Annotated in this window: 21 protein-coding genes; 9 read left to right on the top strand and 12 right to left on the bottom strand. The window is 40.5% G+C overall.

The genetic code is table 11. The annotated features are described in order from the left end of the window. Positions 1–131: 131 nt before the first annotated feature. The 4 genes from pheT to Q8M41_RS13015 form a co-directional block, all read right to left on the bottom strand. Positions 132–2531, bottom strand: a complete 2400-nt coding sequence (pheT, locus tag Q8M41_RS13030) for a phenylalanine--tRNA ligase subunit beta (protein WP_305365720.1) — start codon at positions 2529–2531, stop codon at positions 132–134. Between the two features lie 125 nt (positions 2532–2656). Beyond that, positions 2657–3358, bottom strand: a complete 702-nt coding sequence (radC, locus tag Q8M41_RS13025; RefSeq protein ID WP_305365719.1) for a DNA repair protein RadC — start codon at positions 3356–3358, stop codon at positions 2657–2659. A 79-nt stretch (positions 3359–3437) separates the two neighbouring features. After that, the gene (gene rpsT, locus Q8M41_RS13020) at positions 3438–3692 is read right to left on the bottom strand and encodes a 30S ribosomal protein S20 (RefSeq protein ID WP_305365718.1); all 255 of its coding nucleotides are present in this window, start codon (positions 3690–3692) and stop codon (positions 3438–3440) included. Positions 3693–3928: 236 nt separating this feature from the next. Then, complete coding sequence (locus Q8M41_RS13015; RefSeq protein ID WP_305365717.1) at positions 3929–4153, bottom strand: hypothetical protein; 225 nt, start codon at positions 4151–4153, stop codon at positions 3929–3931. Between Q8M41_RS13015 and Q8M41_RS13010 the strand changes: the two genes are divergently transcribed. After that, on the top strand, positions 4140–5012 hold the full coding sequence (locus tag Q8M41_RS13010) for a zinc dependent phospholipase C family protein (protein ID WP_305365716.1): 873 nt from the start codon (positions 4140–4142) through the stop codon (positions 5010–5012). The genes Q8M41_RS13015 and Q8M41_RS13010 overlap by 14 nt on opposite strands. Here the strand turns inward: Q8M41_RS13010 and Q8M41_RS13005 are convergent. The 7 genes from Q8M41_RS13005 to Q8M41_RS12975 all read right to left on the bottom strand — a co-directional run bounded on the left by Q8M41_RS13005 (position 5009) and on the right by Q8M41_RS12975 (position 11730). Continuing rightward, the gene (locus Q8M41_RS13005; protein WP_305365715.1) at positions 5009–5665 is read right to left on the bottom strand and encodes a DedA family protein; all 657 of its coding nucleotides are present in this window, start codon (positions 5663–5665) and stop codon (positions 5009–5011) included. The genes Q8M41_RS13010 and Q8M41_RS13005 overlap by 4 nt on opposite strands. 82 nt (positions 5666–5747) lie before the next feature. Then, complete coding sequence (locus Q8M41_RS13000) at positions 5748–6404, bottom strand: DedA family protein (protein WP_305365714.1); 657 nt, start codon at positions 6402–6404, stop codon at positions 5748–5750. 78 nt (positions 6405–6482) lie between these two features. Next, a complete protein-coding gene (locus Q8M41_RS12995; RefSeq protein WP_305365713.1) occupies positions 6483–7199 on the bottom strand; it encodes a DUF4397 domain-containing protein in 717 nt (238 codons plus the stop codon). A gap of 127 nt (positions 7200–7326) precedes the next feature. After that, positions 7327–8451 (bottom strand): DNA polymerase III subunit beta, encoded by a 1125-nt coding sequence (gene dnaN, locus Q8M41_RS12990; protein WP_305365712.1) that lies wholly within the window; start codon positions 8449–8451, stop codon positions 7327–7329. 112 nt (positions 8452–8563) lie between these two features. Further along, positions 8564–10222 (bottom strand): gliding motility-associated ABC transporter substrate-binding protein GldG, encoded by a 1659-nt coding sequence (gene gldG / locus Q8M41_RS12985; RefSeq protein ID WP_370870499.1) that lies wholly within the window; start codon positions 10220–10222, stop codon positions 8564–8566. 17 nt (positions 10223–10239) lie between these two features. Beyond that, complete coding sequence (gene gldF / locus Q8M41_RS12980) at positions 10240–10968, bottom strand: gliding motility-associated ABC transporter permease subunit GldF (protein WP_305365710.1); 729 nt, start codon at positions 10966–10968, stop codon at positions 10240–10242. Between the two features lie 42 nt (positions 10969–11010). Next, positions 11011–11730: an ATP-binding cassette domain-containing protein gene (locus Q8M41_RS12975; RefSeq protein WP_305365709.1), complete on the bottom strand. Its 720-nt coding sequence runs from the start codon at positions 11728–11730 to the stop codon at positions 11011–11013. A gap of 273 nt (positions 11731–12003) precedes the next feature. Between Q8M41_RS12975 and Q8M41_RS12970 the strand changes: the two genes are divergently transcribed. The 6 genes from Q8M41_RS12970 to Q8M41_RS12945 all read left to right on the top strand — a co-directional run bounded on the left by Q8M41_RS12970 (position 12004) and on the right by Q8M41_RS12945 (position 21290). Continuing rightward, positions 12004–13464 (top strand): glycine--tRNA ligase, encoded by a 1461-nt coding sequence (locus Q8M41_RS12970; protein ID WP_305365708.1) that lies wholly within the window; start codon positions 12004–12006, stop codon positions 13462–13464. 578 nt (positions 13465–14042) lie between these two features. Further along, positions 14043–14870 (top strand): murein L,D-transpeptidase catalytic domain family protein, encoded by an 828-nt coding sequence (locus Q8M41_RS12965; protein ID WP_305365707.1) that lies wholly within the window; start codon positions 14043–14045, stop codon positions 14868–14870. A 69-nt stretch (positions 14871–14939) separates the two neighbouring features. Continuing rightward, complete coding sequence (locus Q8M41_RS12960) at positions 14940–16538, top strand: glycosyltransferase family 39 protein (RefSeq protein ID WP_305365706.1); 1599 nt, start codon at positions 14940–14942, stop codon at positions 16536–16538. Further along, entirely contained in the window at positions 16535–17491 is a 957-nt protein-coding gene (locus tag Q8M41_RS12955; protein WP_305365705.1) for a glycosyltransferase family 2 protein, read from the top strand. The genes Q8M41_RS12960 and Q8M41_RS12955 overlap by 4 nt, the downstream gene beginning before the upstream one ends. After that, a complete protein-coding gene (locus tag Q8M41_RS12950) occupies positions 17460–18356 on the top strand; it encodes a lysylphosphatidylglycerol synthase transmembrane domain-containing protein (protein ID WP_305365704.1) in 897 nt (298 codons plus the stop codon). Before Q8M41_RS12955 ends, Q8M41_RS12950 begins: the two co-directional genes overlap by 32 nt. A 318-nt stretch (positions 18357–18674) precedes the next feature. Beyond that, entirely contained in the window at positions 18675–21290 is a 2616-nt protein-coding gene (locus tag Q8M41_RS12945; protein WP_305365703.1) for a bifunctional YncE family protein/alkaline phosphatase family protein, read from the top strand. Between the two features lie 19 nt (positions 21291–21309). On the opposite strand, the gene Q8M41_RS12940 is transcribed toward Q8M41_RS12945, so the two are convergent. Next, on the bottom strand, positions 21310–22278 hold the full coding sequence (locus Q8M41_RS12940) for a GDP-mannose 4,6-dehydratase (RefSeq protein WP_305365702.1): 969 nt from the start codon (positions 22276–22278) through the stop codon (positions 21310–21312). Between the two features lie 110 nt (positions 22279–22388). On the opposite strand from Q8M41_RS12940, the gene Q8M41_RS12935 reads away from it, so the two are divergent. Further along, positions 22389–24167, top strand: coding sequence for an aromatic amino acid hydroxylase (locus Q8M41_RS12935; RefSeq protein WP_305365701.1), 1779 nt, complete (start codon positions 22389–22391; stop codon positions 24165–24167). Positions 24168–24180: 13 nt separating this feature from the next. Further along, positions 24181–24885, top strand: coding sequence for an SDR family oxidoreductase (locus Q8M41_RS12930; RefSeq protein ID WP_305365700.1), 705 nt, complete (start codon positions 24181–24183; stop codon positions 24883–24885). The last annotated feature ends 4 nt before the right edge of the window (positions 24886–24889 follow it).

Here is a 24889-nt window from a genome sequence, read left to right as displayed (position 1 = left end):
CATCAAGACTGAATAATGAAAAAAATAAAGAATATGTTCATAATCAACAAACCTAATTACGTCTCCACTCATAACCTACAACTTATAACCTATAACTTATAACCTATAACTTACAACCTATAACTTACAACTTACTTTCTTATCTCCGCTCCCGCCTGCTTCTCGAAATTAAGAATTAATTTTTGCATGATCGCGTCAATTTGCTTGTCGGTTAAGGTTTTTTCTTCATCCTGGAGCAGGAAGCTAAGAGCATACGACTTTTTACCTTCGGGAAGCTTATCCCCCACGTACACATCAAACACATTAACTTCTTTCAAAAGGCCTTTTTCAGTCTTTTGAGCAATCTGTTTCAATTGATCGAAACTTATATCCTTATTCAGCAACATGGAAAGATCCCTTCTAACTGAAGGAAATTTCGAAACCTCAGTATAGTTTATTTTATTATTTCTGATTGAACGAACAATCAGATCCCAGTCAAAATCGGCATAAAATACCTCTGAACTAATATCCAGCTTTTTCAATGATTTTTTTGAAACTACACCAAATTCAACAAGGCTCTTTTCACCTTTAAGATAAGAGATTCCTGTTGAAAGTTCAGGATTTGTGGTTTCTGAGCTGGCTAATCCTTTTATATTTAACCTGCTAATAACCAGATCAACAGCCGACTTTAAATTATAAAAACCTGTATTAAGAGATTTTGAATTCCAGCTTTCAGCATTTTTTGAACCGCTTAGAAAAACAGAAAGCCGTTGATTCTCTTTATAGCCTTCCCGATCAAGATTATATACCTTTCCAAATTCATAAAATTTGAGATCAGAATTTCTTCGGTTCTGGTTATAGGCTATAGCTTCAAGTCCTGAAAACAGGAGGCTCTGACGCATAACATCCAGATCGCTGCTCAGGGGATTCAAAATTCTGACTGCCCTTTCAGGCTCGGCAGAGTAGCTCAATTTAGTCAGGGAATTACTGAGTATCTCGAAAAATCCATTTGCAGACAAAAGGTCGGCAATCTGATTCTGTAAAACTTCCTTATCAGGTTTTATTGTCGTGTTCAGGGATGCGCGGATCTGGGATGGAATCTCCACATTATTGTATCCATGTATCCTCAGAATCTCCTCGATGATGTCAACCTCTCGCGTAACGTCAACTTTATAAGCAGGAACTTCCAGCTTCATTCCTTCAGAATCTTCTGAACTGATTTTAATCCCTAAACCCAACAAAGTAGCACGTATCTCATCGGTTGGTATTGTCTTTCCTATCAAACGGCTCACATTCTTAAAAGATATCTCCACAGAGAATGGTTTTGCCGGAGATGCATAAATATCTGAAATCTCCGAAGATATTTGTCCGCCGGCCAGTTCCTGAATCAGAATAGCAGCACGTTTAAGTGCTGTGACTGTCATATCCGGATCCGTACCCCGCTCAAATCTGAAAGAAGCATCCGTCTTTAATCCATGTCGTTTGGATGTTTTTCTTACCGAAACCGGGTTGAACCAGGCGCTTTCCAGGAATATTTTTGTTGTGGATTGCTTTACCCCTGAGGATATTCCACCAAACACTCCCGCGATACACATTGGCCCATCAGCATTACAGATCATCAGATCATCTGCAGATAATTTCCGATCAACATCGTCCAGTGTCCGGAATGCTGTACCCTCTGCTAATTTCTTGACCAGAACTTTATTGCCGCTAATTGAATCCGCATCAAAAGCATGCAGGGGCTGTCCGAGTTCATGAAGTACAAAATTAGTCACGTCAACCACATTATTTATAGGTCGAACACCAATGGCATTCAGCTTATCTTTCAGCCATTCGGGCGATTCTTTGATATTTATTCCACTAATGCTTAATGATGAGTAACGCGGACATGCTTCCGTATCTTCAACAATAACCGGAATATTCAAATCCTGATTCTGCACTTTAAGTCGCGATAAATCAGGCATGATGACCGGAATTTTAAGATAGGCTGCAAGATCACGTGCAACGCCTAAATGGGAAGCCGCATCGGCCCTGTTCGGAGTTAATCCAATCTCGAAAACAAAATCATCCTGAAGATTGAAGTAATCTTTTGCTGCCGACCCAATTATGGCATCGGCATTCAGTTCCATAATTCCGTCATGGTCATGGCCTAAGCCAATCTCATCCTCAGCACAGATCATACCCTCTGAAACCTCTCCCCGGATTTTTGATTTATTAATTTTAAAAGGCTCACCTGTTGTCGGGTGAACGGTTGTATTTACTGTTGCCACAACCACCTTTTGTCCTGCAGCCACATTATTTGCCCCGCAAACGATCTGAAGATCCTCTCCCAGGCCAACATCTACCCTGGTTACTTTAAGACGATCTGCATTCGGATGCTGTGTGCATTCCTTAACATAACCAATCACCAAACCTTCAAGTCCGCCGGGAATAGTCTGAACCTTCTCAAGACTCTCCACCTCCAACCCGATATTGGTCAGAATAAGGGATAATTCTTCCGGGGTTTTGCTTGTTTGAATGAATTGCTGCAGCCACTTATAAGAGATCTTCATGTTCTAAAAAAATAAAGGTCAAAGATAGTAAGAGATATGAGAATTGAGATATGAAGATTTCAGATGTCGGATGTCGGATGTCGGATGTCGGTCCTCAGATCTCAGGCCTCAGACCTCAGATTAAATTAGTCGAGTAAACCTTCATCGGCGAAACTAAGAAAGCCGTGATCAGTAATGATCAGATGATCAAGGACAGGGATATCCAAAAACTGCCCTGCCGACTTTAATTTGCGTGTCAGTTCGAGATCTGCCTGACTGGGTTTCAGGTTTCCGGAGGGGTGATTATGAGTCAGAATAACTGAAGCCGCATGATTCTCAAGGGCAATATTAAAAATGATTTTGGGATCGGCGATAGTTCCGGCCTGACCGCCTTTACTAACCAAATGCCTGGATGTGATTCTATTGGCACGGTTCAGAAGCAGAATCCAGAACTCTTCATGATTAAGATCTTTATATTGAGCTACAATGGATTGATAAACATCTATGCTTGTACTAACCTGAACCAGTTGTGCACTTACTGTATCCTTTCTGCGGCGGCCGAGCTCCAGGGCAGCAATGATGGTAATGGCTTTGGCTTCCCCGATCCCTTTAAATCTGGAAAGGTCGGCAATGCCAAGCCGGGCGAGCTGGTTCAGATCGTAGTCACAGGAGTAAAGAATACGTTTACTAAGCTCTACTGCACTTTCGTTTACATTACCTGATCCGATCAGAATAGCGATAAGCTCAGCATCACTCAGACTTCGTCTTCCCTGGTTTGAAAGTTTCTCTCTAGGACGGTCTTCCTCTGCCCAGGCTTTGATGCTTATTTTATGATCATAGGTTTCCATAATTAAATTTATGGAAACAGTAGAAAACAAAAAAGGGGTACTGATTAAACGGTACCCCTTTTTCAAATATCTTCAAAGACTATTTTAATCCGTTAACAAATTTTGTCAGTTTGGATTTATTATTAGAAGCTTTGTTTTTGTGGATTATGTTCTTTTTAGCCAAACGATCAAGCATTGAGATCACTTTGCTCAGAAGCGGAGTCGCTTCAGATTTGTCAGTAGTAATACGTAATCTCTTGATTGCGGATCTGGTGGTTTTCGCCTGATAGCGATTACGTAAACGCTTAGCCGCGTTTGATCTAATTCTTTTTATCGATGATTTATGATTTGCCATTTCTTAAGCTTATTATTCCGTCCTTCTTTTAAGGACTGCAAATATATGCCGATTATTTTAAAATACAAAGCATAAATTAAAAAAAGAAGAATAGTATATTTAAGCTTCATAGTGCCAACAAATATTTTCCTTGTACTTATCAGATGCCTACCAGAAACTTTCAATTACTAATTGAACTAATCCCAACAGAGTAAATAAATCATATGGATATAATTAAAAACATGCTAATTTTAGCTTTAATTCCCCCATTTTACTTCTGCTACTACCGTTAAATCAACAATCCGACCGTTAAATAAATTGATCTGAACCCGAAAGAATAAAAAACTCAAATTAGATAGCAATTCAACATCCTCTAAATTGAAGAAAAAACCGCTCATACTTCTGTCAGTAATTGTCTGGATATCCTGTTCCTCATGGGGATTTTTTGCACACCAGAACATCAATCGTATGGCTGTTTTCATATTACCGGCTGATATGATCCGCTTTTACAAAAACAACATTTCGTATATCAAAGAGCATGCTGTAGATGCCGACAAACGCCGCTATTCAGACACCGCAGAAGCTCCCAGGCATTTTATTGATGCTGACCGCTATGGTAAAAATCCATTCGACAGTATTCCTGAAAAATGGGCGGATGCGGAATTAAAATTTACTTCAAACCGGCTCATTGAAAACGGTATTGTCCCCTGGCAAATTGAAAGAATCTATTACTCATTGGTAAAAGCTTTCAGGGAACGTGATTCCATCCTGATCTTACGACTTTCGGCAGATTTAGGGCATTATGTTTCGGATGCTCATGTTCCCCTTCATACCACAGAAAATTACAATGGGCAATTAAGCGGACAGACAGGAATTCACGGATTCTGGGAAAGCAGGCTTCCTGAGCTTTTCTCAACAGAATACGATTTTATTACAGGCCCTGCGAAATACCTGGAAAATCCATTAAAAGAATCCTGGAAAATCATAAGAAACAGCCACAGTTTACTCGATTCGACCCTATTGGTCGAGGCCAGACTCAATAAAAACATGGCATCTGATCTGAAGTTTTCATTCAGTGAGCGTAAGGATAAAGTTGAAAGACAATATTCAAAAGAATATGCCAGAGCCTATCATAACGCACTAAAAGGAATGGTAGAAAATCAGATGCGCGCATCTGTCCTGATAACCGGAAGTTTTTGGTTCTCTGCCTGGGTGGATGCCGGACAACCTCAACTCAGAAACTTCCAGGAGAAGCAAATCAGTGAAGAAGAAAAACTTACTACAGAACGAGCAGAAAAACTATTCGGTCAGGGCCGGATCATTGGCAGATCCGAAAACTAAAGTTTCCCGCCTTCGATACTATTTTTAGCCTTGAAGGCGGCAATAACAGCCGGCAAAATAGTCAGAACAATGATGACCAGCATAACATAAGTAAAGTTATCCTTGATAATTGGGATGTTACCAAATATAAAACCTATTCCAAGGAAACTGACGATCCACAGAACCCCGCCTACAACATTATAATACGTAAAGGGTCCAAATTTCATTTTCCCAACTCCTGCAACAAAAGGTGCAAGAGTTCTGAAAATCGGCATAAACCTACTAAATATCAGCATATTACCACCTTTCTTGTTAAAATAATCCTTTGTCTTTTCATAATACTCCAGCTTAAGTATCCTGTTGCCGGGCTTGAAGACTTTAGGGCCAAGAAAATTTCCTAAGGTATAATTAACAGTATTTCCGGTAATGGCGGCTATAATAAGTAACAGGCCCATGGTATAAATATTCAGGCCAGTATCTCCTTTTGCGATGAGTGCTCCTACAGCAAAAAGCAGCGAATCTCCGGGCAGAAATGGTGTAACAACAAAACCGGTTTCTGCAAAAATGATCAAGAAAATAATGAGATAGGTCCAGGTGCGGTAATCACTTACAATCTTAACCAGGTGTTTATCAATGTTTAATATATAATCGAGAATGGTGCTGATGATTTCCAAAACTTTAATATTTAATGGGATGTAAATGGGAAAATAAAAAGATCAACCTCATTGAGGCATCTCGGGATTATTGAAGGAATGATCAATACTTAGGGGATTTGCTTTTCTGCTTTTCACGAATCAATTCAATCACAGGAGGCAAAATGGAGAGAATGATAATTCCGAATATGACGTAGGTGAAATTGTCTTTTATGACCGGTAATCCGCCAAAGAAATAACCGATGAAAAGAAAAGATGTGACCCACAACACTCCACCGGTAATATTGTAGGTTGCAAATTTGAGATAACTCATAGTGCCAATTCCAGCTACGAAAGGGGCAAAAGTCCTGATAATAGGTATAAATCGGGCATAAATAATCGTCTTCCCTCCATGCTTCTCATAGAATGCCTGAGTCTGCTCCAGATATTCCTTTTTAAGAAATTTGATTTTTCCGCTAAAAGCTTTCGGGCCAATATAATTTCCAATGTGGTAGTTTACAAGATCTCCAAAAATTGCTGCAATAATTAGCAGGAAGCACATCAGGAATATATTCAATCCGCTCTCAGGCTTTGCAATGATTGCTCCGGCGGCAAACAACAAAGAATCCCCCGGCAAAAATGGAGTGACGACAAAACCAGTTTCAGCAAAAATGATGAGAAAAAGTATCAGGTATGTCCAGGTTTGATAATCCTGAACGATTTCTATTAAATGCTTATCGATGTGAAGTATGAAATCAATAAGCTGTTGAATAATTTCCAATGTTTATCTGTTTTTTTACAAAAATAGAAAACTCAGGCCAAAGGCTCTGAGTTTTCTATTTTAATTGCATAAGTATGATTAATTATGCATTAACATTTTTGCTGATATGGCCGCTTCTGCACTTCCGGTTAAAGACCCGCTTGTATAAATTGTATAGATTTTCCCGGCCTGCAGGGTAAAACTGCCCAGATTGGCAGAAGTTGAAGTACTGGTAGCCAGAACGGTCTGCAAGGTAAATGTGCCCGGATCAACTTCAGAGAAATTTGAGGCAGTCCCAAAAGCCACATTCGATGCGAACACCAATCCTCCAGTAATCATTAAGTTGGCACTCGCCAAACCCTCCGACAGATTTACAAATCTTAGCTTTGCTTTATTTGGAGAAGGACTAGCCTGCTCATCCTTAAATACCGCACTACTGTTTCCAGATCCATCTGCTTTTCCCGTGTAAAAGAAGGTGTAACTTTCATTTGAAGTCAAATCCACATACCCCGTAAAGTTGACGCTTGCATTGCTGTTATTTTTAAATTCAGCCTTTCTACCATTACCTGCATCAGTTGAAATATAAGATGTACTTTGAGAATATGCAAGAGCCTCAGCATTCACCTTCGAATTATCGAGGTAAAAGTCCTGAGCCGGTGAACCCGAGGCTGCATTAACGATCATAACCTTTGCCCGCCCCTCAATAATAACCTCATTATCCTCTTTACTGCAGGAACCTAGTACCATAGTGGCAATAACAAGCCCGCTTAAGAGACCAGAAAATTGATACTTGCTTAATTGATTTGATGTTTTCATAATTCAATGTTTTAGTTTACAATCAAGCCAAATTGGCTTTATAACAAAATAGCCCGGTTCAAGAACCAGGCCATTTAGCTAAAAACAATAAACAATAGCTTGTATTTACATCAAACTGTTCAGAAATCTATGCATAATTGTTCAGCATCACAGGCATAACCAGCATCAGGACTTCTTCCTGCTCATCATGCGTCTGTGGCATCAATAATCCGGCACGATTCGGACTGCTCATTTCAAGAAGAACTTCTTCACCTCCAAGATTATTCAGCATTTCGATCAGGAATTTAGCGTTAAAACCAATTTCCATATCCTCTCCTTCATATTGACAGGACAGACGTTCATGTGCCTCATTTGCAAAATCGATGTCTTCAGATGAAATATTCAACTCACTTCCTGAAATTTTCAATCGTACCTGATGTGTTGTTTTGTTTGCGAAAATCACCACACGACGCAGACAGTTCAGGAAAAGGGATCTGTCAATAATGAGTTTATTCGGATTATTAGTAGGGATAACTGCTTCATAATCAGGATAACGCTCGTCAATCAACCTGCAAATGAGGTTGATATTGCCGAATCTGAAAAATGCACTGGTATTGTTATATTCAACTGCAACGCTGACATCATCAGAAGGAAGGGATGCCTTTAAAAGTGTTAAAGCTTTCTTTGGAAGAATAAAGGTGGCAGGAGCTTCAGATTTTGTATCCAGACGACGGTATCTCACCAGTTTATGAGCATCGGTTGCAACAAAAGTTATGTGCTGCGGACTTAACTGACAATATACACCAGTCATAGCCGGACGTAATTCGTCTCCGCTGACCGCAAAAAGTGTTTTATTTATAGCTTCAGATAAAACAGATGCCGGCATAGCTACCGAAGAAGGATTTTCAACAACAGGAATTTTCGGAAAATCTTCTCCATTCTCTCCGCTCAGTTTGTACTTACCATCTCCGGCACTGATTTCAATTGCAAATGTTTTATCATCAACTGAAAATGAAATTGGCTGATCGGGAAGTGTTTTTAAAGTTTCGAGCAATATCTTGGATGGGATTGCCACCTTACCATCTTCCTTTGATTCAACCGATAAAGAAGTAGTCATGCTGGTCTGCAGATCAGTTGCAGAAACAGTCAAAATACCATTCTTTATCTCAAAAAGAAAGTTTTCCAGGATGGGCAATACTGTGCTGCTACTGGATGCACCATTGACAGCAAGAAGCTGTTTTAATAAGGTCGATGTTGAAACTATAAATCTCATATTCAAATATCTGAAAAACAATAATAGTAAAGCTTTTTGGTAGTTCCTAATTAGCTGTTAAGAGCTAAATATCAGTATTAACCAGTGGAACTCAGAATCAAAAATATACAAATTAATGTGTATACTTGCGAATGCGATAGTAATGTTGAAAAATACCGCAAGCTATCAACAATATCAGTGGTAAACCGATGTTCAGGAACTGCCAGAATATTTTTTCCTGGCGGATTTTTGCACGGTCAAGCAATCTGAGTTTGATCTCCTTGTTCCGCAAACTAATAATACCTGAGTCATCGTACAGATAATCTGCAGCATTCAGCAGAAAACTCTTATTTGCATACTGTTCTCTCGTAAAACGGTCAAATCCCAAAGGATAGGCAGAGCCATCTGTATTGTTGATCTGATTTTTAAAGATATCCCCATCGGCAAGGACAATCATTTTTCCGGGCTTAGCCACTTCCGGAATGGCCAATGGCTCTGAAATACCCACCGGAATAGGCCGGTTCTTGAAGTTTGATGGAAATATTCCCTCAAGAAGCACTCCAAAGGGCTTTGGATCAGATTGAAACTGCTTGGGATCAGGCTCTTCCTCCACCATTTGGAGAGAAAGCAGCACCGGCACTTCCAATTGACGATTGAAGGGGGATGAAGAAAGAATTACTTCCGACTTTAAACCTTTCACAGAAATAAGATCAATAGTTCCCGGAAACTCTGAACGTATCCCATCCAGATTTTTAACCAATGGATGAGTAGAAACAGGAACAAATACAGGATAAAACAACCAGGGCAATAGCTGGATTTGGGATTGCCCGCCCACTTCTCCAACATTTACGGGAATCTGCGCAGAATTCATATCTGCCAGAAGGATATAGTTCAGACGAACCCCATACTTAAAGAGCAAGTCATCCAGATTCAGCTTTTTAGCAAAGGCAAGCTGCTCAGTAGCGCCTCGAAGGCTATCAAGGTCAGCACTGACCTGATCAATCGACCAGATTATCCTTCCACCCTTCATCAGGAAATAATCGATCTTATATTTCTCAGCTTCAGTAAAGGGCTGTTCCGGTTTTGCAATGATCAATACTTTCAGCTGATCAAGTCCGGCGAAGGGTATAGTATTCAGATCAACACGGCCAACTTCATAAGAATCTCCCAATGATTTCATCGCGTCACTCAGCTGCTGATCACTTAATTCACCATGTCCTTCGGTAAAACCAATGCGCCCTGATTCATTTTTATTTATCTTTTTTATCGCACTGGCAAAGGCATATTCCAGGTTCTGTATTGAATTATTCAGAACTTCTTCCGGACTAATCCCAGCCCTCGATTGCAAGAGCTTTACTGGGATCTGCCTTCCTTTATAGGTAATCAAAGCTGCAGGAAAAATGATTTTCTGCGACATCCCATCCTCAGTCTTGACGCTCAAATTAGTTGGCTCAATGCCCTTTTCAATCAATAACTGATACGCATCTTCCTGCGACTTCTGATCTCCGGAGAGCGGGTTTACAAAATCAAATTTCAGATTGGCGTTTGAATAGGTTTTAAAATCCCGCAAAAGGTCGGCGGTGGAATTTCTTAATCGCTTGAATCCTGCCGGAAATTCCCCTTCAAGGTAAACCGTTATTTGAACCGCATCATCCAGATCTGCCAGAATAGTTTTGGTAATGTCCGAAAGTGTATATCGCTTTTCAGCAGTAAAATCAATACGGGTAAAGAAAAATGATGAAAGAACATTCAGTATCACTATACCTGCTATTGCAAGGACCAAATTGTTCAAATCACGTTTACGGCGGTTTACCATTTCCTTGCTCCCAATACTGTTTTAGTTAATAAAAGAAACAATCCGGCAAAACTTAAGAAGTATATAAAATCACGGCTATCCAGCACTCCCCTGCTAATTGACTGATAATGTTGGTTAATACCCAGGCTGGTTAAGCTACTCTCAAAAGCCTGAAATGCAATAAGCTTACTGACTGAATCAAAAGCGCTGAAACTAAGAAAACATAGAAAAACTGAAAGTGTAAAGGCAATGATCTGATTTTTTCCCAAAGAGGAGGTAAACAGGCCAATTGAAGTGAAAGCCCCTCCCAATAAGACCAAACCAAGGTAAGAGCCAATCACGGCACCGGTATCAATATTTCCTTTGCTTATCCCCAATTGATACACACTTATATAATAAATGAGTGTTGGTACGAGAGTCAGCACCACAATTAGCAGGGATGCCAGAAACTTTCCAAGAACTATATGCCAGTCGCTCAGAGGGCGGGTTGCCAGTAATTCGAATGTGCCATCCTTTTGCTCTTCTGCTAGAGAACGCATAGTAACTGCAGGGATAAGAAACATAAACAGGTAGGGTGCGATATTGAAAAAGCTATCAAGACCAGCATAGCCATAATCCAGAATACTTGAATCTGGGAAAACCCATAGAAAAAGTCCGGTAACCAACAGAAATACACCCATTGAAATATAGGCCGCAAGGGAACTGAAAAAACCGCTTATTTCTTTATTTAAGATACTTAACACCCGATCTGATTTTCCTTTGTTAAAATTAAAATTATATGAAATTCAATGAACAACCGAACCCGTTAGTCCGATGAATATATCTTCCAGACTTTTATTCTGGTGTGCTTCTTTCAGACTGCTCAGTTTATCATCAGCAACTATCTTACCTCTATTGATTATGATTACCTGCCCACAAACTGCCTCTACTTCCTGCATAATGTGCGTTGAAAGTATCACCGTTTTAGTTTTTCCCAATTCAGTGATCAGATTTCGAATACCGATCACCTGATTCGGGTCGAGTCCGGAAGTTGGTTCATCAAGAATCAATACTGCAGGGTCTGAAAAAATAGCCTGAGCAAGTCCTAAACGCTGCCTGTAACCCTTAGATAAGGTACCAATCTTCTTATTCTGCTCCTCCCCTAATCCGCAAAGTTCAATGACCTCCTCAATTCTTCTTTTTGAATTTTCAAGGTTATAAACAGAACCAATAAAAGTTAGTGCCTCACGAACGTACATCTCAAGGTAGAGTGGATTATGTTCAGGCAGATAGCCGATATTCCTGCGTACTTCCATTGAATGAGTATTCACATCCATCCCGCAAACAGAGGCGGTTCCGGAACTTTGAGGTATGAAGCAGGTCAGAATTTTCATGGTTGTGGATTTTCCGGCACCATTTGGCCCTAAAAAACCAAGCACATTCCCCGGCGAAGTCCGAAACGAGATACCGTCGATCGCTTTCTCCGCTCCGTAAATTTTACTGAGGTTCTCTACCACAATACTCATGGTTCAAAGGTAGTTATTGAATTGAGAATGGAGAATGGAGAATGGAGAATTAATTGGTCATTTTGAAACTTTAATATTTAATACTTATATGTTACGTCTATTTAACTAAGTTTTAAGGGTGATTTCCATATCAAGTGAAATCCCTGCTTTTAGCTTTCAGCTTTACCCTTTTAGCTAATAAGAAATTTAATTCGAAGTAGTCTTTAAAACTTACCGCCTAAAACTTACAAATATGACTCAAAATATAGTCACCAATACTATCTTTGCAAGGTTATGAGCAAAAACACAGACGAACTTTTTAAAAATGTGGTATCGCATACCAAGGAATATGGTTTTGTATTTCAATCAAGCGAAATATATGATGGCTTAAGTGCGGTTTATGATTACGGACAGCTGGGATCTGAACTGAAGAATAACCTGAAAACATACTGGTGGAAGAGCATGGTGCAGTTAAACGAGAATATTGTAGGGATTGACTCCGCAATTTTCATGCATCCTAAAGTATGGAAAGCAAGCGGGCATGTGGATGGCTTTGCCGATCCGATGATCGATAATAAAGATTCTAAAAAACGTTATCGTGCCGACAATTTATTGGAGGATAAGATCGTCAGATATATTAAGGATGGCAAAGTTGAAAAAGCGGATAAGTTACAGGCTGATATGGAAGCAGCTTTATCTGCCGATGACCTGCCACGATTAAAGGAACTCATTGAGGAACACGAAATCGTTTGTCCGGTTTCAGGAACCCGCAACTGGACAGAGGTGAGACAATTCAACCTTATGTTTTCTACCCAGATGGGTGCCATGGCCGAAGGATCTGACGAAGTGTATCTGCGTCCAGAAACTGCCCAGGGAATTTTTGTCAACTTCCTGAATGTTCAGAAATCAGGCAGAATGCGAATTCCATTTGGAATCGCGCAAATCGGAAAAGCCTTTCGTAATGAAGTCATTGCGAGACAGTTCATTATGCGAATGCGTGAGTTTGAGCAGATGGAAATGCAGTTCTTCGTGAAACCGGGAACAGAAATGGAATGGTATAATCACTGGAAAGATGCCCGTTTAAAATGGCATCTTGCTTTGGGCACTCCGGCTGAAAAATATCGTTACCATGATCATACCAAACTTGCACATTATGCCAATGCTGCTGTAGATATCGAATTTGAATTCCCTTTTGGATTTAAAGAGGTAGAAGGCATTCACAGCCGTACCGATTTCGATCTTAGTCAGCATGAAAAATTCTCAGGCAAAAAACTCCAGTACTTTGACACTGCCGAGAATAAGAATTATGTGCCTTATGTTATTGAGACCTCCATTGGTTTAGACCGCTTATTCTTGTTAACACTCTGCAATGCCTATGAAGAACAGGATTTGAGCAATGAAGAAAAGCAGGATTCACGTACTGTTTTACACTTACACCCTTGTCTTGCGCCGGTCAAAGCAGCCATCTTCCCTTTAACTAAAAAGGATGGTTTACCTGAAAAAGCACGTGAAATCATGGATCTGCTTAAACTTGATTTTAATTTACAGTATGATGAAAAGGATTCAATTGGAAAAAGATACCGCAGACAAGATGCGATAGGTACACCTATATGTATTACTGTCGATCATCAAACTCTCGAGGATAATACCGTTACCATCAGGCACCGCGACAGCATGGAACAGGAACGTGTGAATGCAGACCAGCTGGAGAAGATCATTTCTGATATGGTAAGTTGGAAAAATCTGTTGAAATAGGTTAATTGTTAGGATTGTAGGATTAAAGGATTGTAGGATTTTTTCAGGAGATGATACTTGTCTGAACTGTGATTGGTTTGATTAAGGTGATTCTGGTGATTTTTACTCCAGGTCTGGACTAATCAACTAAGAAAAATAATTTTTTATGAATTCAAACCTTTAGGCGCCACGCTATCCCCCTTTGGAGGGGGCGCCTTGGCTTTGTGCGATGGCAGGGGGAGGTTATACTCATTTCAATGAAATATCATGTTATCCTCCCCCTTTAATTCCCCCGCTCCGAAGGAGTCCTTTGGACCTGCGGGGGATATTGGGTGCACAGGAATAGTACTCAAGAATAACTATTTGTAATGAACACAAATTTTTAGGCATCATGCCTCCCCCTCTTTAGGAGACCCCAAAACCCTAAACCCCTCATTTTCAGCAAAAAGCTTTCTACTTTGCCATGACAATAGAGAAATTCAAAAACCGTACCTTTGTAACAGAAAAACGAAAAGCCTATAGCATTAATTTACTCAATAAAGTTTTAAACAATTAATCATCAAGAAATACGTTTAAAAAGGGTTTAACCAGAGAAATTTATGAAGAAACATTCTTTCCGGGCAATTTTCGCTCTGCTATTAATCACCACAATACCGGCAATCAGCTGGGTTTCAGCTACTAAGTCACACTTAAAGTTTTTTGATTCTGTAGGCGATGAAGGTGGTGAAAAGTCTAAAACTACTACCAACAACACAAGCTCAAGCGCCGAACTCTTCGTTCAGCATGTAAATTCTGTTTATGAACAAGCCGGATTAGCCGAGAGCGGATTGGATCAGGACGTATTTAAAAAAGCACTGGTTGGCTATTATAATCTTAAGAAAACACAATTACTATCTGCTCAAAAAGCTATCATTACTATAATCGATTTCAGTAAAAAAAGCAGCCAGAAAAGATTATGGATAGTAGATCTTGCAAATAACAAGCTTTTATTCCATACGCTTGTGGCTCATGGCCAAGGCAGCGGAATGGATATGGCAACCAGTTTCTCTAACCAGCCTAATTCGCATCAAAGTAGTCTTGGGTTTTACGTAACCAGCGATACTTATCAGGGAAAACACGGACTTTCTATGCGCCTAGAGGGAATGGATAAAGGATTCAACACCAATGCAATGGATCGTGCGGTTGTGGTTCATGGTGCTGATTACGTCAGCGAATCGTTTGTAAAAACTCACGGACGTTTGGGAAGAAGCCACGGTTGTCCGGCTTTACCAACAGATTTGACTAAAACAATTATCAATGTTATCAAAGGTCAGACCTGCTTGTTTATTAACGGACCCGAAGAAAAATACAATTCAAATTTCTTAGATCAGAATATCGCTGTCTCGAACTTTATTTCAACAGCAAATACAGTCCTGACAAGTATTTAAGTCCTGACAATATAAAAAGGGAGATTTGAGCAATCAAATCTCCCTTTTGCTTTTATATCTTTGCCGGATATGATGCAAAAACTGGAAAATTTCCTGATTAAACATCCGGGAAAGGCATTCCTCTTCCTGATTATCTTTTCCATACCTGCATTTTTTATCAATCTGGGGCTTTTAGCCTTATTTGCTGATGAACCTACCCGGGCAAACGTAGCCCTTGAAATGATTCTCAGCAAAAACTATGCTGTGCCCACCATTGGAGCAGAGTATTATTACAATAAGCCCCCTTTTTATAACTGGATACTTGCCGGAATTTACCAGCTCAGCGGAAATTATTCAGAATTTACCACTCGCCTGCCTGCGATCATTCCGATGTTCCTGTTTGCATTCACAATCTATTTTTCTGTATCCTTTTTTCTAAAGGACAAAAGAATAGCAGCAATCAGTGGAATTCTGTTTCTGGTTAACGGGAGGATGCTGATCTATGATTCCATGCTTGGACATATTGATCTTTTCTATTCCTGGCTAAGCTTCAGCTCCTTTATGCTGATCTTTTATTTCCTTCAAAAAAAGAATTGGTTTTTGCTTTTCTTCATTTCCTATTTGATTACAGCCATTACCTTTCTCAGCAAAGGACTACCATCAATTGTTTTTCAGGGTTTTACACTCATCGCAGTTCTCGCCTATACCAAAAACTTTAAAAAACTCTTTAGTTGGCAGCATATACTAAGCGGACTAATTTGTGTATTAATTATTGCTGCTTATTTCTGGAACTATTATCAGTACAATCCCAATTTAGAGGGCTATTTTAGCACCATCTGGAATCAAAGTAGCCGGAGAACGGCTTCTGAATTCGGCATCGGACAAAGCTTAACACATTTCATCATCTTCCCTTTTGAACATGCCGGGCATCTGTTCCCGGCCAGTTTATTGCTGCTATTTTGCTTTCATAAGAACTTTTTGACTGGAATTAAAAACAATCCATTTTTAACATTCATCTCCCTCGTTTTCCTGGCGAATATCTGGGTTTACTGGTTATCGCCTCAAACCAGACCGAGATATTTATTGATGCTGTACCCACTTCTGTTCATCATCTGGAGTCATGCTTATTTCACATACCGTGAAAAATTACCGGAAATTAATAGTTTCTTCAATAAATTAATGCTGATCCTTGCAGTGATGGTTAGTTTATGTATTCCGGGGGCATTATTTTTCGATTTACAGAATTATGTACCGTATCTTCTGCCCAAGGTCATTGCGCTTAGCATTGCCGGTGCATTGATCTCCTACACAATCTTCCGGCTGAAAACCGGAAAAATATTTGCATTCATCAGCCTTTTGATCGTAGTCAGATTTGCTTTCAGCTGGTTTGTAATTCCGCACAGGTTTGAACACCTCGAAGATCGTAAATACCGCGATGCAGCAATTGAAATGGGCAATATTTCGAAAAATCAGCCATTTTATCTTTATCAGTATCATCCTTCTGAGCTGGATATTCCGCATCACGACCGGCTCATATTCTATATTCAGTGCAGCCGGATGCAGCAGGTGAAATTTACCGAAGCGCTTAGTAAGCCAGGTTATTATTTTACCTTTGACAAAGATTTGGATAATCCCAAAGCGACATTGGTAAAAACATACCGGAACCTCAAACTCTACCAGGTAAAATGAGAGAACTATCTGTTGTAATCACCGTTTTAAACGAGCGGGATAATATTGTACCACTGATCGGCGCTTTACAAGATGCCTTAACAGGAATTGATTACGAAGTAATTTTTGTTGACGATGGTTCAAATGACGGAACTCAGAAACAGATCCGTGAGCATGCAGATGATAAAATCAAACTGGTCGAATTAAGAAAAAACTACGGACAGAGTACCGCTATGACCGCCGGAATTGATCATGCAGAAGGCACATATATCGCATTGATTGATGGCGATCTTCAGAATGACCCTTCCGATATCCCTTTTATGCTCCAAAAAATGAAGGATGAAGACTGGGATGTAGTTGCCGGAAACCGGGCGAACCGCCAGGATGGAATTTTCTTGCGTAAGATCCCCTCAAAGATCGCCAATGCGATTATCCGGAGGATGACCGGGGTTTATATCAAGGATTATGGCTGTACATTAAAGGTTTTTAAGCGTGAGATCGCCGAAGATCTTGGTATTTATGGAGAATTGCACCGCTTTATTCCTGTGCTCGCCAAATTACAGGGCGCAAGCATCACTCAGGTTGATGTGAAGCATCATGCACGGATTCATGGAACATCCAAATATGGGCTTAACCGCACATTTAAGGTAATGGCCGACCTGATTACGATGGTTTTCTTCCGAAAATACATACAGAAGCCCATGCACCTCTTTGGAAGTATGGGATTCATTTCCCTGGGACTTGGTATCCTCATCAATACTTATCTCCTTATTCTGAAACTGATGGGTCAGGATATCTGGGGTAAACCAATATTGATACTAGGCCTTATTTTTTTACTGGGAGGTATACAACTGATTACCTTCGGAATTTTAGCAGAAATTAATGTGCGTACCTATTTTGAAGGTACAAACAGAAAAACATACCAGGTTAGACGAATTTTTAATGGAAAAAAAGAAGATCTGGAACATCACTAAGACCCTGTTAAAAATTTCAATAACAGGTCTTTCTTTATATCTTGTGTCAAGAAAGGTCGAATTCAACGACCTGAAAGATGCTTTTGATAAGTCCAACCCTATTTTTCTGTTTTTAGCATTCATCGCATTTGTGATCTCCCAACTGATCTCTTCTTCGCGTCTGAATACCTTTTTTAAGGGTATCGGATTGAAGATCTCTGAAACGTACAATTTCAAGATCTATTTGCTTGGTATGTTCTACAATCTTTTTCTGCCGGGTGGGATTGGCGGAGATGGTTACAAAATATTTCTGCTGCGAAAGAAATTCGAAATTAAAGGAAGAAGGTTGTTTCAGGCGATATTCTTCGATCGGCTGAGTGGCCTGTGGGCATTAGGGCTGATCATTTCGGCACTGGTCATCTTTATCCCGCACCTGGGCATCCCGAACTGGGTTCCGGTGCTGGTAGTATCAGCAGGCACGGTAGCCTATTATGCGGTCATGAGAAAATTCTTCAGTGACTACAGCAAGCAGTTTGTGCTTTCGCACATCAAAGCCCTGATGGTACAATCTATGCAGGTAATTTCGGTTATTCTGCTCTTGTACGCCTTGAATTTTGAAGGAAAATTCTCTCCATACCTCTTTATGTTTCTGATTTCCTCACTAGTGGCCATTTTTCCTTTTACTGTTGGCGGACTTGGTGCCAGAGAATTAGTGTTTGTTTATGGCGCTCAATATTTCCAGATGAACCAGCACCTGGCGGTTATCATCAGCCTGCTCTTCTATTGCATATCGGCACTGCTGTCATTCAGCGGAATTTATTTTGTTTTTCATCCTCAGAAAATCGGAGTGAATAAAATTGATCTGAAACAGGGGATTGAGAAATGAGATGGGAGATGTGAGATATGAGTTGTGAGAAGGGAATCTTAAATGCAGCGGCTCATATCCAAAAGCTCTTTTGGATCTTCCAAATACCAGTAAAATAGTTGTGGTTAAATCGTATCCATAAATCCCATTCAAAAAATTATCAGGCTTGATCATAAAAAATTAAAACATACTTAACATTGAATGTTTAATTTTAATTAAGTGTTGGGCTCTTGTCCAATTCAGAACTTGCGTCACATTGAATAGCGGGTTATTATTTGGGATATATCTTATTTAAAAACAAAAGCAATGATGTCTGTAATCAAATCGATTTTTGAATTTATGTCAAAACCTAAGAGATCATTAAGCATGATCCAACCCAAAAGGCAGAATTATGCCATTGCAATTGCTTTCCTTTCCCTGATCTGCTTATCCGGCTGCGGCGTAAATAATAAAGAATGGAATCTGAATACTTTATTTGAAAAGTCAAAGGACATGTTTAAAAGCAATTCAGTAGTGGGTGCGCAGGAGGATAATACCCGGATTGTGGCTACTTCACAAATAATTGATCCTGCAGGTGAGACCATCAGCTTTCCAGGCCGTCCGGTAGATCTGGCACTGAATAATTCAGGAAGTGTTTTAGCCGTTAAAAACAATACTTCGATTGTGTTTATGAGTGCAGAAAATCATACTGTAATGCAAACCCTGAAACTCCCGGCAGGAGGTCATAGTTTTAACGGCATTACCTGGAACTCTGATGATCAAAAAGTCTGGACTACAGATAGCCGGGGATATTTACGCTCCGCAAAATTAATCAATGGCAGCTATGCCTGGGATGATGCCATTTTACTGCCCGGACCAAATCCAGATGATAAAAGTGGCCCCTATCCGGGCGGTTTGACAATTGATGATCAGAAGGGGTATGCTTATGTGGCTTTAAGCCGCAATAACACCCTCGGAATAGTTAATCTTAAGACCAAACAACTTGAATCGCAGATCAGCGTAGGAATCGCTCCATACACTGTACTCATGCACGAAAATAGAGCTTATGTTTCCAATTGGGGTGGTCGTCAGCCAATCTCCGGCGATAAAACGGGTCCATCGGGCGGTTCAAATGTCGTAGTCGATCCTAAAACAGGTATTGCCTCTTCCGGGACTGTCTCTGTGCTTGATCTGAATACTAAGAAAGTGATAAAAGAAATTGAGGTTCATTTGCATCCCAGCGGGATGAGCTATTCTCCCGACAAGACAAAGCTCTATGTTGCCAACGCCAATAGTGATTTGATTTCCGTGATCGATACCAGGACAAATTCTGTCATAAAGGATTTGAGTTCTAAGCCGATGGCTGAGTTACCTTTTGGTAGCGCACCAAATGCAGTTGCGGTAAGTCCGGATGGCAAAACATTATTTGCAGCCAATGGAGGCAATAATCATATTGCAGTTATTGACCTTAATAGCGGAAAAGTTAAGGGACTTATCCCTAGCGGTTGGTATCCCGGTGCGGTTCTATTATCACGGGATGGAAGCAAACTTTTTGTTGCAAATATTAAGGGAAATGGCAGTCCCCAGACGGGTTTACGCGAAAAAGGCATCAACTCGCATGATCACTCGGGTTCAGTTTCCTTTATTACAGTACCCGATTCTGAAAATTTAAGAGAATATACGATTCGGGCTGCTACGACCATGCGACTACCTAAAATCACTCAGTCATTGCGGCTGGAACGAGTTAATGAACGGATTGTTCCGGTACCTACACGTCCGGGTGAAAAATCTGTATTCAAGCATGTATTGTATATCATCAAAGAAAACCGCACCTACGACCAGGTTTTTGGAGATCTTCCACAAGGCAAAGGAGACAGTTCATTGACTCAGTTCGGCAGAAAAGTGACGCCAAATCATCATGCGCTGGCTGAGAATTTTGTACTTCTGGATAATACCTATTGCAATGGGGTATTGAGTGCCGACGGGCATCAGTGGGCTAATGAGGGATATGTGACCGATTACCTTGAAAAAAGCTTTGGAGGATTCGTACGCAGCTATCCTTATGAGGGTGATGATGCCTTAGCATTTGCTTCATCGGGTTTTATATGGGATAAAGTTTTGGAAGCCGGACTTACATTCCGGAATTATGGCGAATTCGTTACAGCAAAAGTTGAGCCCGCCAATGCCAGCTGGACGCAGTTATATAATGACTATAAAAACGGGACCAGGAATGTAAAGATCAAAGCCATCAGTAAATTACATACCCTGGAGCCTTACCTCTGCCCTACCTTCGTTGGCTTTCCAAGCTCTATACCGGATGTTTACCGTGCCAGGGAATTTCTAAAGGAATTCAGGGAATATGAGAAAACAAACTCCTTACCCAATTTCATGATCATGCTATTACCTAATGATCATACAACAGGCACCAGGGAAGGCTATCCGACTCCAAGGGCTCAGGTGGCCGATAATGATTTGGCACTCGGGCAAATTGTGGAAGCGGTAAGTAACAGTAAATTCTGGAAAGAAACGGCTATTTTCGTCATTGAGGATGATCCTCAGGCTGGCCTCGATCATATTGATGGTCGCCGCACAGTAGCACTCTGCATCAGTCCATATACCAAGAGGGGCGCTGTAGTGAATACCCATTACAATCAAAACAGTATTTTAAGGACCATCGAATTGATTTTAGGGCTGCCACCAATGAGCCAGTTCGATATGATCGCAAATCCAATGACCGATTGTTTTACAAGTAAACCCGACTTCAGGCCATACAAAGCATTGCCTAATCAGATTCCACTCGATGAAATGAATCCTAAACTTTCAGCTTTGTCCGGCAAGAGGAAATTTTGGGCTCAAAAATCAATGGAAATGTCACTGGATGAACTTGACCAGGCGAATGAGGATACCTTAAACCTTATTTTATGGTATTCGGTTAAAGGATATAATACACTCTACCCTAAACTTGCAAGAAAATAATTTTCGTTTTAAGAAATATTTAATGATTGTTTTTCGGGTTTTGAAGATTGTACCACTCATAGAATCTAAGCAGGCCCGTTTCAAGTCCGGTTTCCGGGTGGTAGTTCAATAACTTCCGGGCCTTACTGATATCTGCATAGGTTTGAGGTACATCCCCTGGCTGTTCCGACTGGCGATCAATAATGGCCTTTTTCCCGCAGATCTTTTCTATCGCGGCAATCAGTTCAGATAAAGTTACTGTCTGATGATTTCCCAGATTAATGATCTCGAAATCAGACTGCTCATAATTTATAGCAGCCTCAATGCCCTGTATCGTATCTTCTACAAAAGTATAGTCACGGCTGGTGGAACCATCCCCAAAAACAGGGATTGCCTGGCCTTTGGAAATAGAATTGAAAAATTTATGAATGGCCAGATCAGGGCGCTGAGCCGGGCCATAAACTGTAAAGAAACGAAGTGCCAGAAAACGAATCCCGTATAAATGACTGTAAACATGCCCGAGCATTTCGCAGGAAAGTTTGGTTGAAGCATAGGGACTGATGGGTTTCAGTTTTTCCTCTTCATTCCAGGGAATATTGTCATTAATACCGTATACACTGCTTGATGAGGCGAACACAAACTGCCTGATATTCCTTTCTCTGGCAAACTCCAGCAGATTTTGAGTTCCGGCAACATTCACCTCCTGGTATAAAACCGGATTCTGTATACTTGGCCTCACTCCTGCTTTGGCAGCAAGATGCACAATCACATCCAAATCGCCCAATGCATTGAGATCATCCATATTTCGGATATCTCCTTCAGCAAATTGAAAATCCGGGTGAGGAGTAAATGGGGCTACGTTCTTTTCCTTCTGTTCCCTGCTGTAAAAATCGTCGAAATTATCAAATCCAATAACCTGATAGATGCCACTTTGCAACAATCTGTTAATCAGATTACTCCCAATAAAACCCGCAGCACCGGTGATCAGAATTCGCTTTTTTGTTCCCATTTTCTAAGCAAAAATACGAAAATCCCCTTTTGATTCTGACAAAAATCGCAGTATGGGGAGAACAAGGTTTTAAAAAATTAATAACTTTATGGCATCTGCTCCCCTAACCAATGATGAGTAACTTTAACGATTTCAACAATCCTCAGGTAAAAAAATTACCTGAACATCTGAAGCAATTTATTGTTGAGCAACATTATGAACATTACACCCCTGTTGATCAGGCGGTGTGGCGCTTCGTGATGCGGCAGAATTACCATTTTCTGAAGGATATTGCATACTACCCTTATATCCCCGGACTTGAAGCCGCAGGATTAAGTATCGAAAAAATACCGGATCTCCAGGAAATGAATGATGCGCTCAAAAAGATTGGCTGGGGTGCAGTAACTGTCGATGGCTTTATTCCGCCGGCCGCATTCATGGAATATCAATCCTGCAGGGTATTGGTCATTGCTGCTGACATCAGACAATTGCATCATATTGAATACACTCCTGCCCCCGACATCATTCATGAATCGGCAGGTCATGCCCCAATCATTGCCGATCCGGATTATCATCAATACCTGAGCTATTTTGGCTCCATCGGGGCTAAAGCCATGTATTCTTCAAAAGACTTTGAGCTTTATGAAGCAATTCGGGAGCTGTCCATTCTAAAAGAAATGCCAGATCCTGATCCACAAATCTTGAAAAATTCCGAAAAGCGGGTCTTATTTTGCCAGAAGAACCTTGGAGATCCTTCAGAAATGGCATTATTGAGTCGTCTGCATTGGTGGACAGTTGAATACGGACTGATTGGAACACTTGAAAATCCGAAAATTTATGGTGCGGGACTGCTCTCCTCTATCGGAGAAAGTAAAAGCTGCATGGACCCTTCGGTAAAAAAATACTGGTATACTGCTGATGCCGTCAATTTCCCATTTGATATCACTAAACCACAGCCACAGTTATTTGTAACACCCAATTTTCAAAACCTGACACTGGTTCTGGAGAATTTTGCAGATACCATGGCTTTCAGAAAAGGCGGATCGGAAAGTATTTTAAAAGCGATTGAGTGCAAAAACACTTGTACAGCAGTTTACAGCTCGGGCTTGCAAATCAGCGGAGTTTTTTGTGATTTGCGGATGGATAACAATGATGAATTATTGTTCCTGAAAACAAGCGGGGGCAGCGCGCTTTCTTATGATAATAAACAACTGGAAGGGCATGGAAAACAAATACATGCTGATGGTTTTTCTTCGCTGGTTGGTCGTTTAAAAAACTTTGGCAAGGCTCTTGAGGATGCAAATGAAGATGAGCTTGAAAAACTGGGAATCATATGCGGAAATACTGCAGAATTAAACTTCGTTGGCGGCTTAAATCTGAGAGGAATGGTCAGTTCAATTTTGAATCGTAATTCTAAACTGATACTGATCAGTTTTACAGATTGCACGCTGAAAGATGAGCAGGGAAATGTTTATTTCGAACCTTCCTGGGGTGTCTATGATATGGCTGTTGGAGAGAAAATTGTATCGGTCTATAGCGGAGCGGCAGATAAGGATGCCTTTGAAGAAATTGCCCCAAAAGCAAAATCTGCAACTTTTCATCCCGAATACACTGCGCATCGAAAACGCTATCATGAATTGTTCAGGCAGTTGCGATTATGCCGTGAAACACAAAATGAATTTGAACGTTTAAAAGATATCTGGAAAGAGCTAAAGCAAGATTTTAGGGAGGATTGGCTCTGTGCTATCGAAATTTTAGAGATATTAGAGCAGAGAAACATATTTCAGGAGATAGCACGAGACATCCGGATATATCTGGAATTGAAGGCTTCAAATGAACCTGAACTGAACAAACTGATCCAAAACGGGTTTTATCTGATCAGTAAAACTCAAATGGAATCTGGTCTTTAATAAAAATGAATTTATGAATATTGTAATCAGCGGTGCCAGTAGTGGTGTAGGATTTGAAGCCGTTCTCGAACTGATCGGAAGCGGGAATCATAAGATCATCGCACTGGCAAGATCGGAGGATAAATTATACAAATTACAGGAGATCGCTTTCGCCCTGAACCCCGGTTGTATGCTCTACACGGCTAAATTTGATATCGTTCATGATGATTATGAAAATGGCCTGATTCCTTTCATAAAGGAAAAAATTGGACATGTGGATATTTTGATCAATAATGCCGGATCACTGGTTAACAAGCCTTTTATGCAGCTTTCTCAGCTTGATTTTGCAGAAATGTTGCAGAATAATCTTTTAGGCCATGTTAAAATGATTCAAAAGATTGTGCCGCTGATGCCTGTAAAAAGTCATATCGTAAATATTGGCAGTATGGGCGGATTTCAGGGCACCCAAAAATTTTCCGGTTTATCGGCTTATTCAGCCAGTAAATCAGCCTTACATACCCTGACCGAATGCCTTGCTGCAGAACTTTCAGGTCTTGATATTGCAGTCAATTGTCTGGCACTGGGCTCAGCTCAAACCGAAATGCTTGAAAAAGCATTCCCCGATTATCAGTCGCCGGTTATGGCCTTCGAAATGGGCAAGTACATTGCTGATTTCGCCCTAAGCGGACATAAATTTTTTAACGGAAAGATCCTTCCGGTAGCACATAGCACACCTTAACCTA

This window comes from Daejeonella sp. (assembly GCF_030684675.1).
Classification (GTDB): domain Bacteria; phylum Bacteroidota; class Bacteroidia; order Sphingobacteriales; family Sphingobacteriaceae; genus Daejeonella.
Note: the sequence above shows the minus strand (reverse complement) of the source record. Positions and strands in the feature narration are given on the sequence as shown.

Excerpts from the sequence above, each read along its gene's own strand:
- Q8M41_RS12970 (WP_305365708.1), top strand. The coding sequence starts at position 12,004 with ATGAGCAAAAACACAGACGAACTTTTTAAAAATGTGGTATCGCATACC.
- dnaN (WP_305365712.1), bottom strand. The coding sequence starts at position 8,451 with ATGAGATTTATAGTTTCAACATCGACCTTATTAAAACAGCTTCTTGCT.
- radC (WP_305365719.1), bottom strand. The coding sequence starts at position 3,358 with ATGGAAACCTATGATCATAAAATAAGCATCAAAGCCTGGGCAGAGGAA.
- Q8M41_RS13010 (WP_305365716.1), top strand. The coding sequence starts at position 4,140 with ATGGCTGTTTTCATATTACCGGCTGATATGATCCGCTTTTACAAAAAC.
- rpsT (WP_305365718.1), bottom strand. The coding sequence starts at position 3,692 with ATGGCAAATCATAAATCATCGATAAAAAGAATTAGATCAAACGCGGCT.
- Q8M41_RS12965 (WP_305365707.1), top strand. The coding sequence starts at position 14,043 with ATGAAGAAACATTCTTTCCGGGCAATTTTCGCTCTGCTATTAATCACC.
- Q8M41_RS12930 (WP_305365700.1), top strand. The coding sequence starts at position 24,181 with ATGAATATTGTAATCAGCGGTGCCAGTAGTGGTGTAGGATTTGAAGCC.
- Q8M41_RS12950 (WP_305365704.1), top strand. The coding sequence starts at position 17,460 with ATGGAAAAAAAGAAGATCTGGAACATCACTAAGACCCTGTTAAAAATT.
- Q8M41_RS12940 (WP_305365702.1), bottom strand. The coding sequence starts at position 22,278 with ATGGGAACAAAAAAGCGAATTCTGATCACCGGTGCTGCGGGTTTTATT.
- pheT (WP_305365720.1), bottom strand. The coding sequence starts at position 2,531 with ATGAAGATCTCTTATAAGTGGCTGCAGCAATTCATTCAAACAAGCAAA.
- Q8M41_RS12955 (WP_305365705.1), top strand. The coding sequence starts at position 16,535 with ATGAGAGAACTATCTGTTGTAATCACCGTTTTAAACGAGCGGGATAAT.
- Q8M41_RS12960 (WP_305365706.1), top strand. The coding sequence starts at position 14,940 with ATGATGCAAAAACTGGAAAATTTCCTGATTAAACATCCGGGAAAGGCA.
- Q8M41_RS12935 (WP_305365701.1), top strand. The coding sequence starts at position 22,389 with ATGATGAGTAACTTTAACGATTTCAACAATCCTCAGGTAAAAAAATTA.
- Q8M41_RS12975 (WP_305365709.1), bottom strand. The coding sequence starts at position 11,730 with ATGAGTATTGTGGTAGAGAACCTCAGTAAAATTTACGGAGCGGAGAAA.
- Q8M41_RS13015 (WP_305365717.1), bottom strand. The coding sequence starts at position 4,153 with ATGAAAACAGCCATACGATTGATGTTCTGGTGTGCAAAAAATCCCCAT.
- Q8M41_RS12945 (WP_305365703.1), top strand. The coding sequence starts at position 18,675 with ATGTCAAAACCTAAGAGATCATTAAGCATGATCCAACCCAAAAGGCAG.
- Q8M41_RS12995 (WP_305365713.1), bottom strand. The coding sequence starts at position 7,199 with ATGAAAACATCAAATCAATTAAGCAAGTATCAATTTTCTGGTCTCTTA.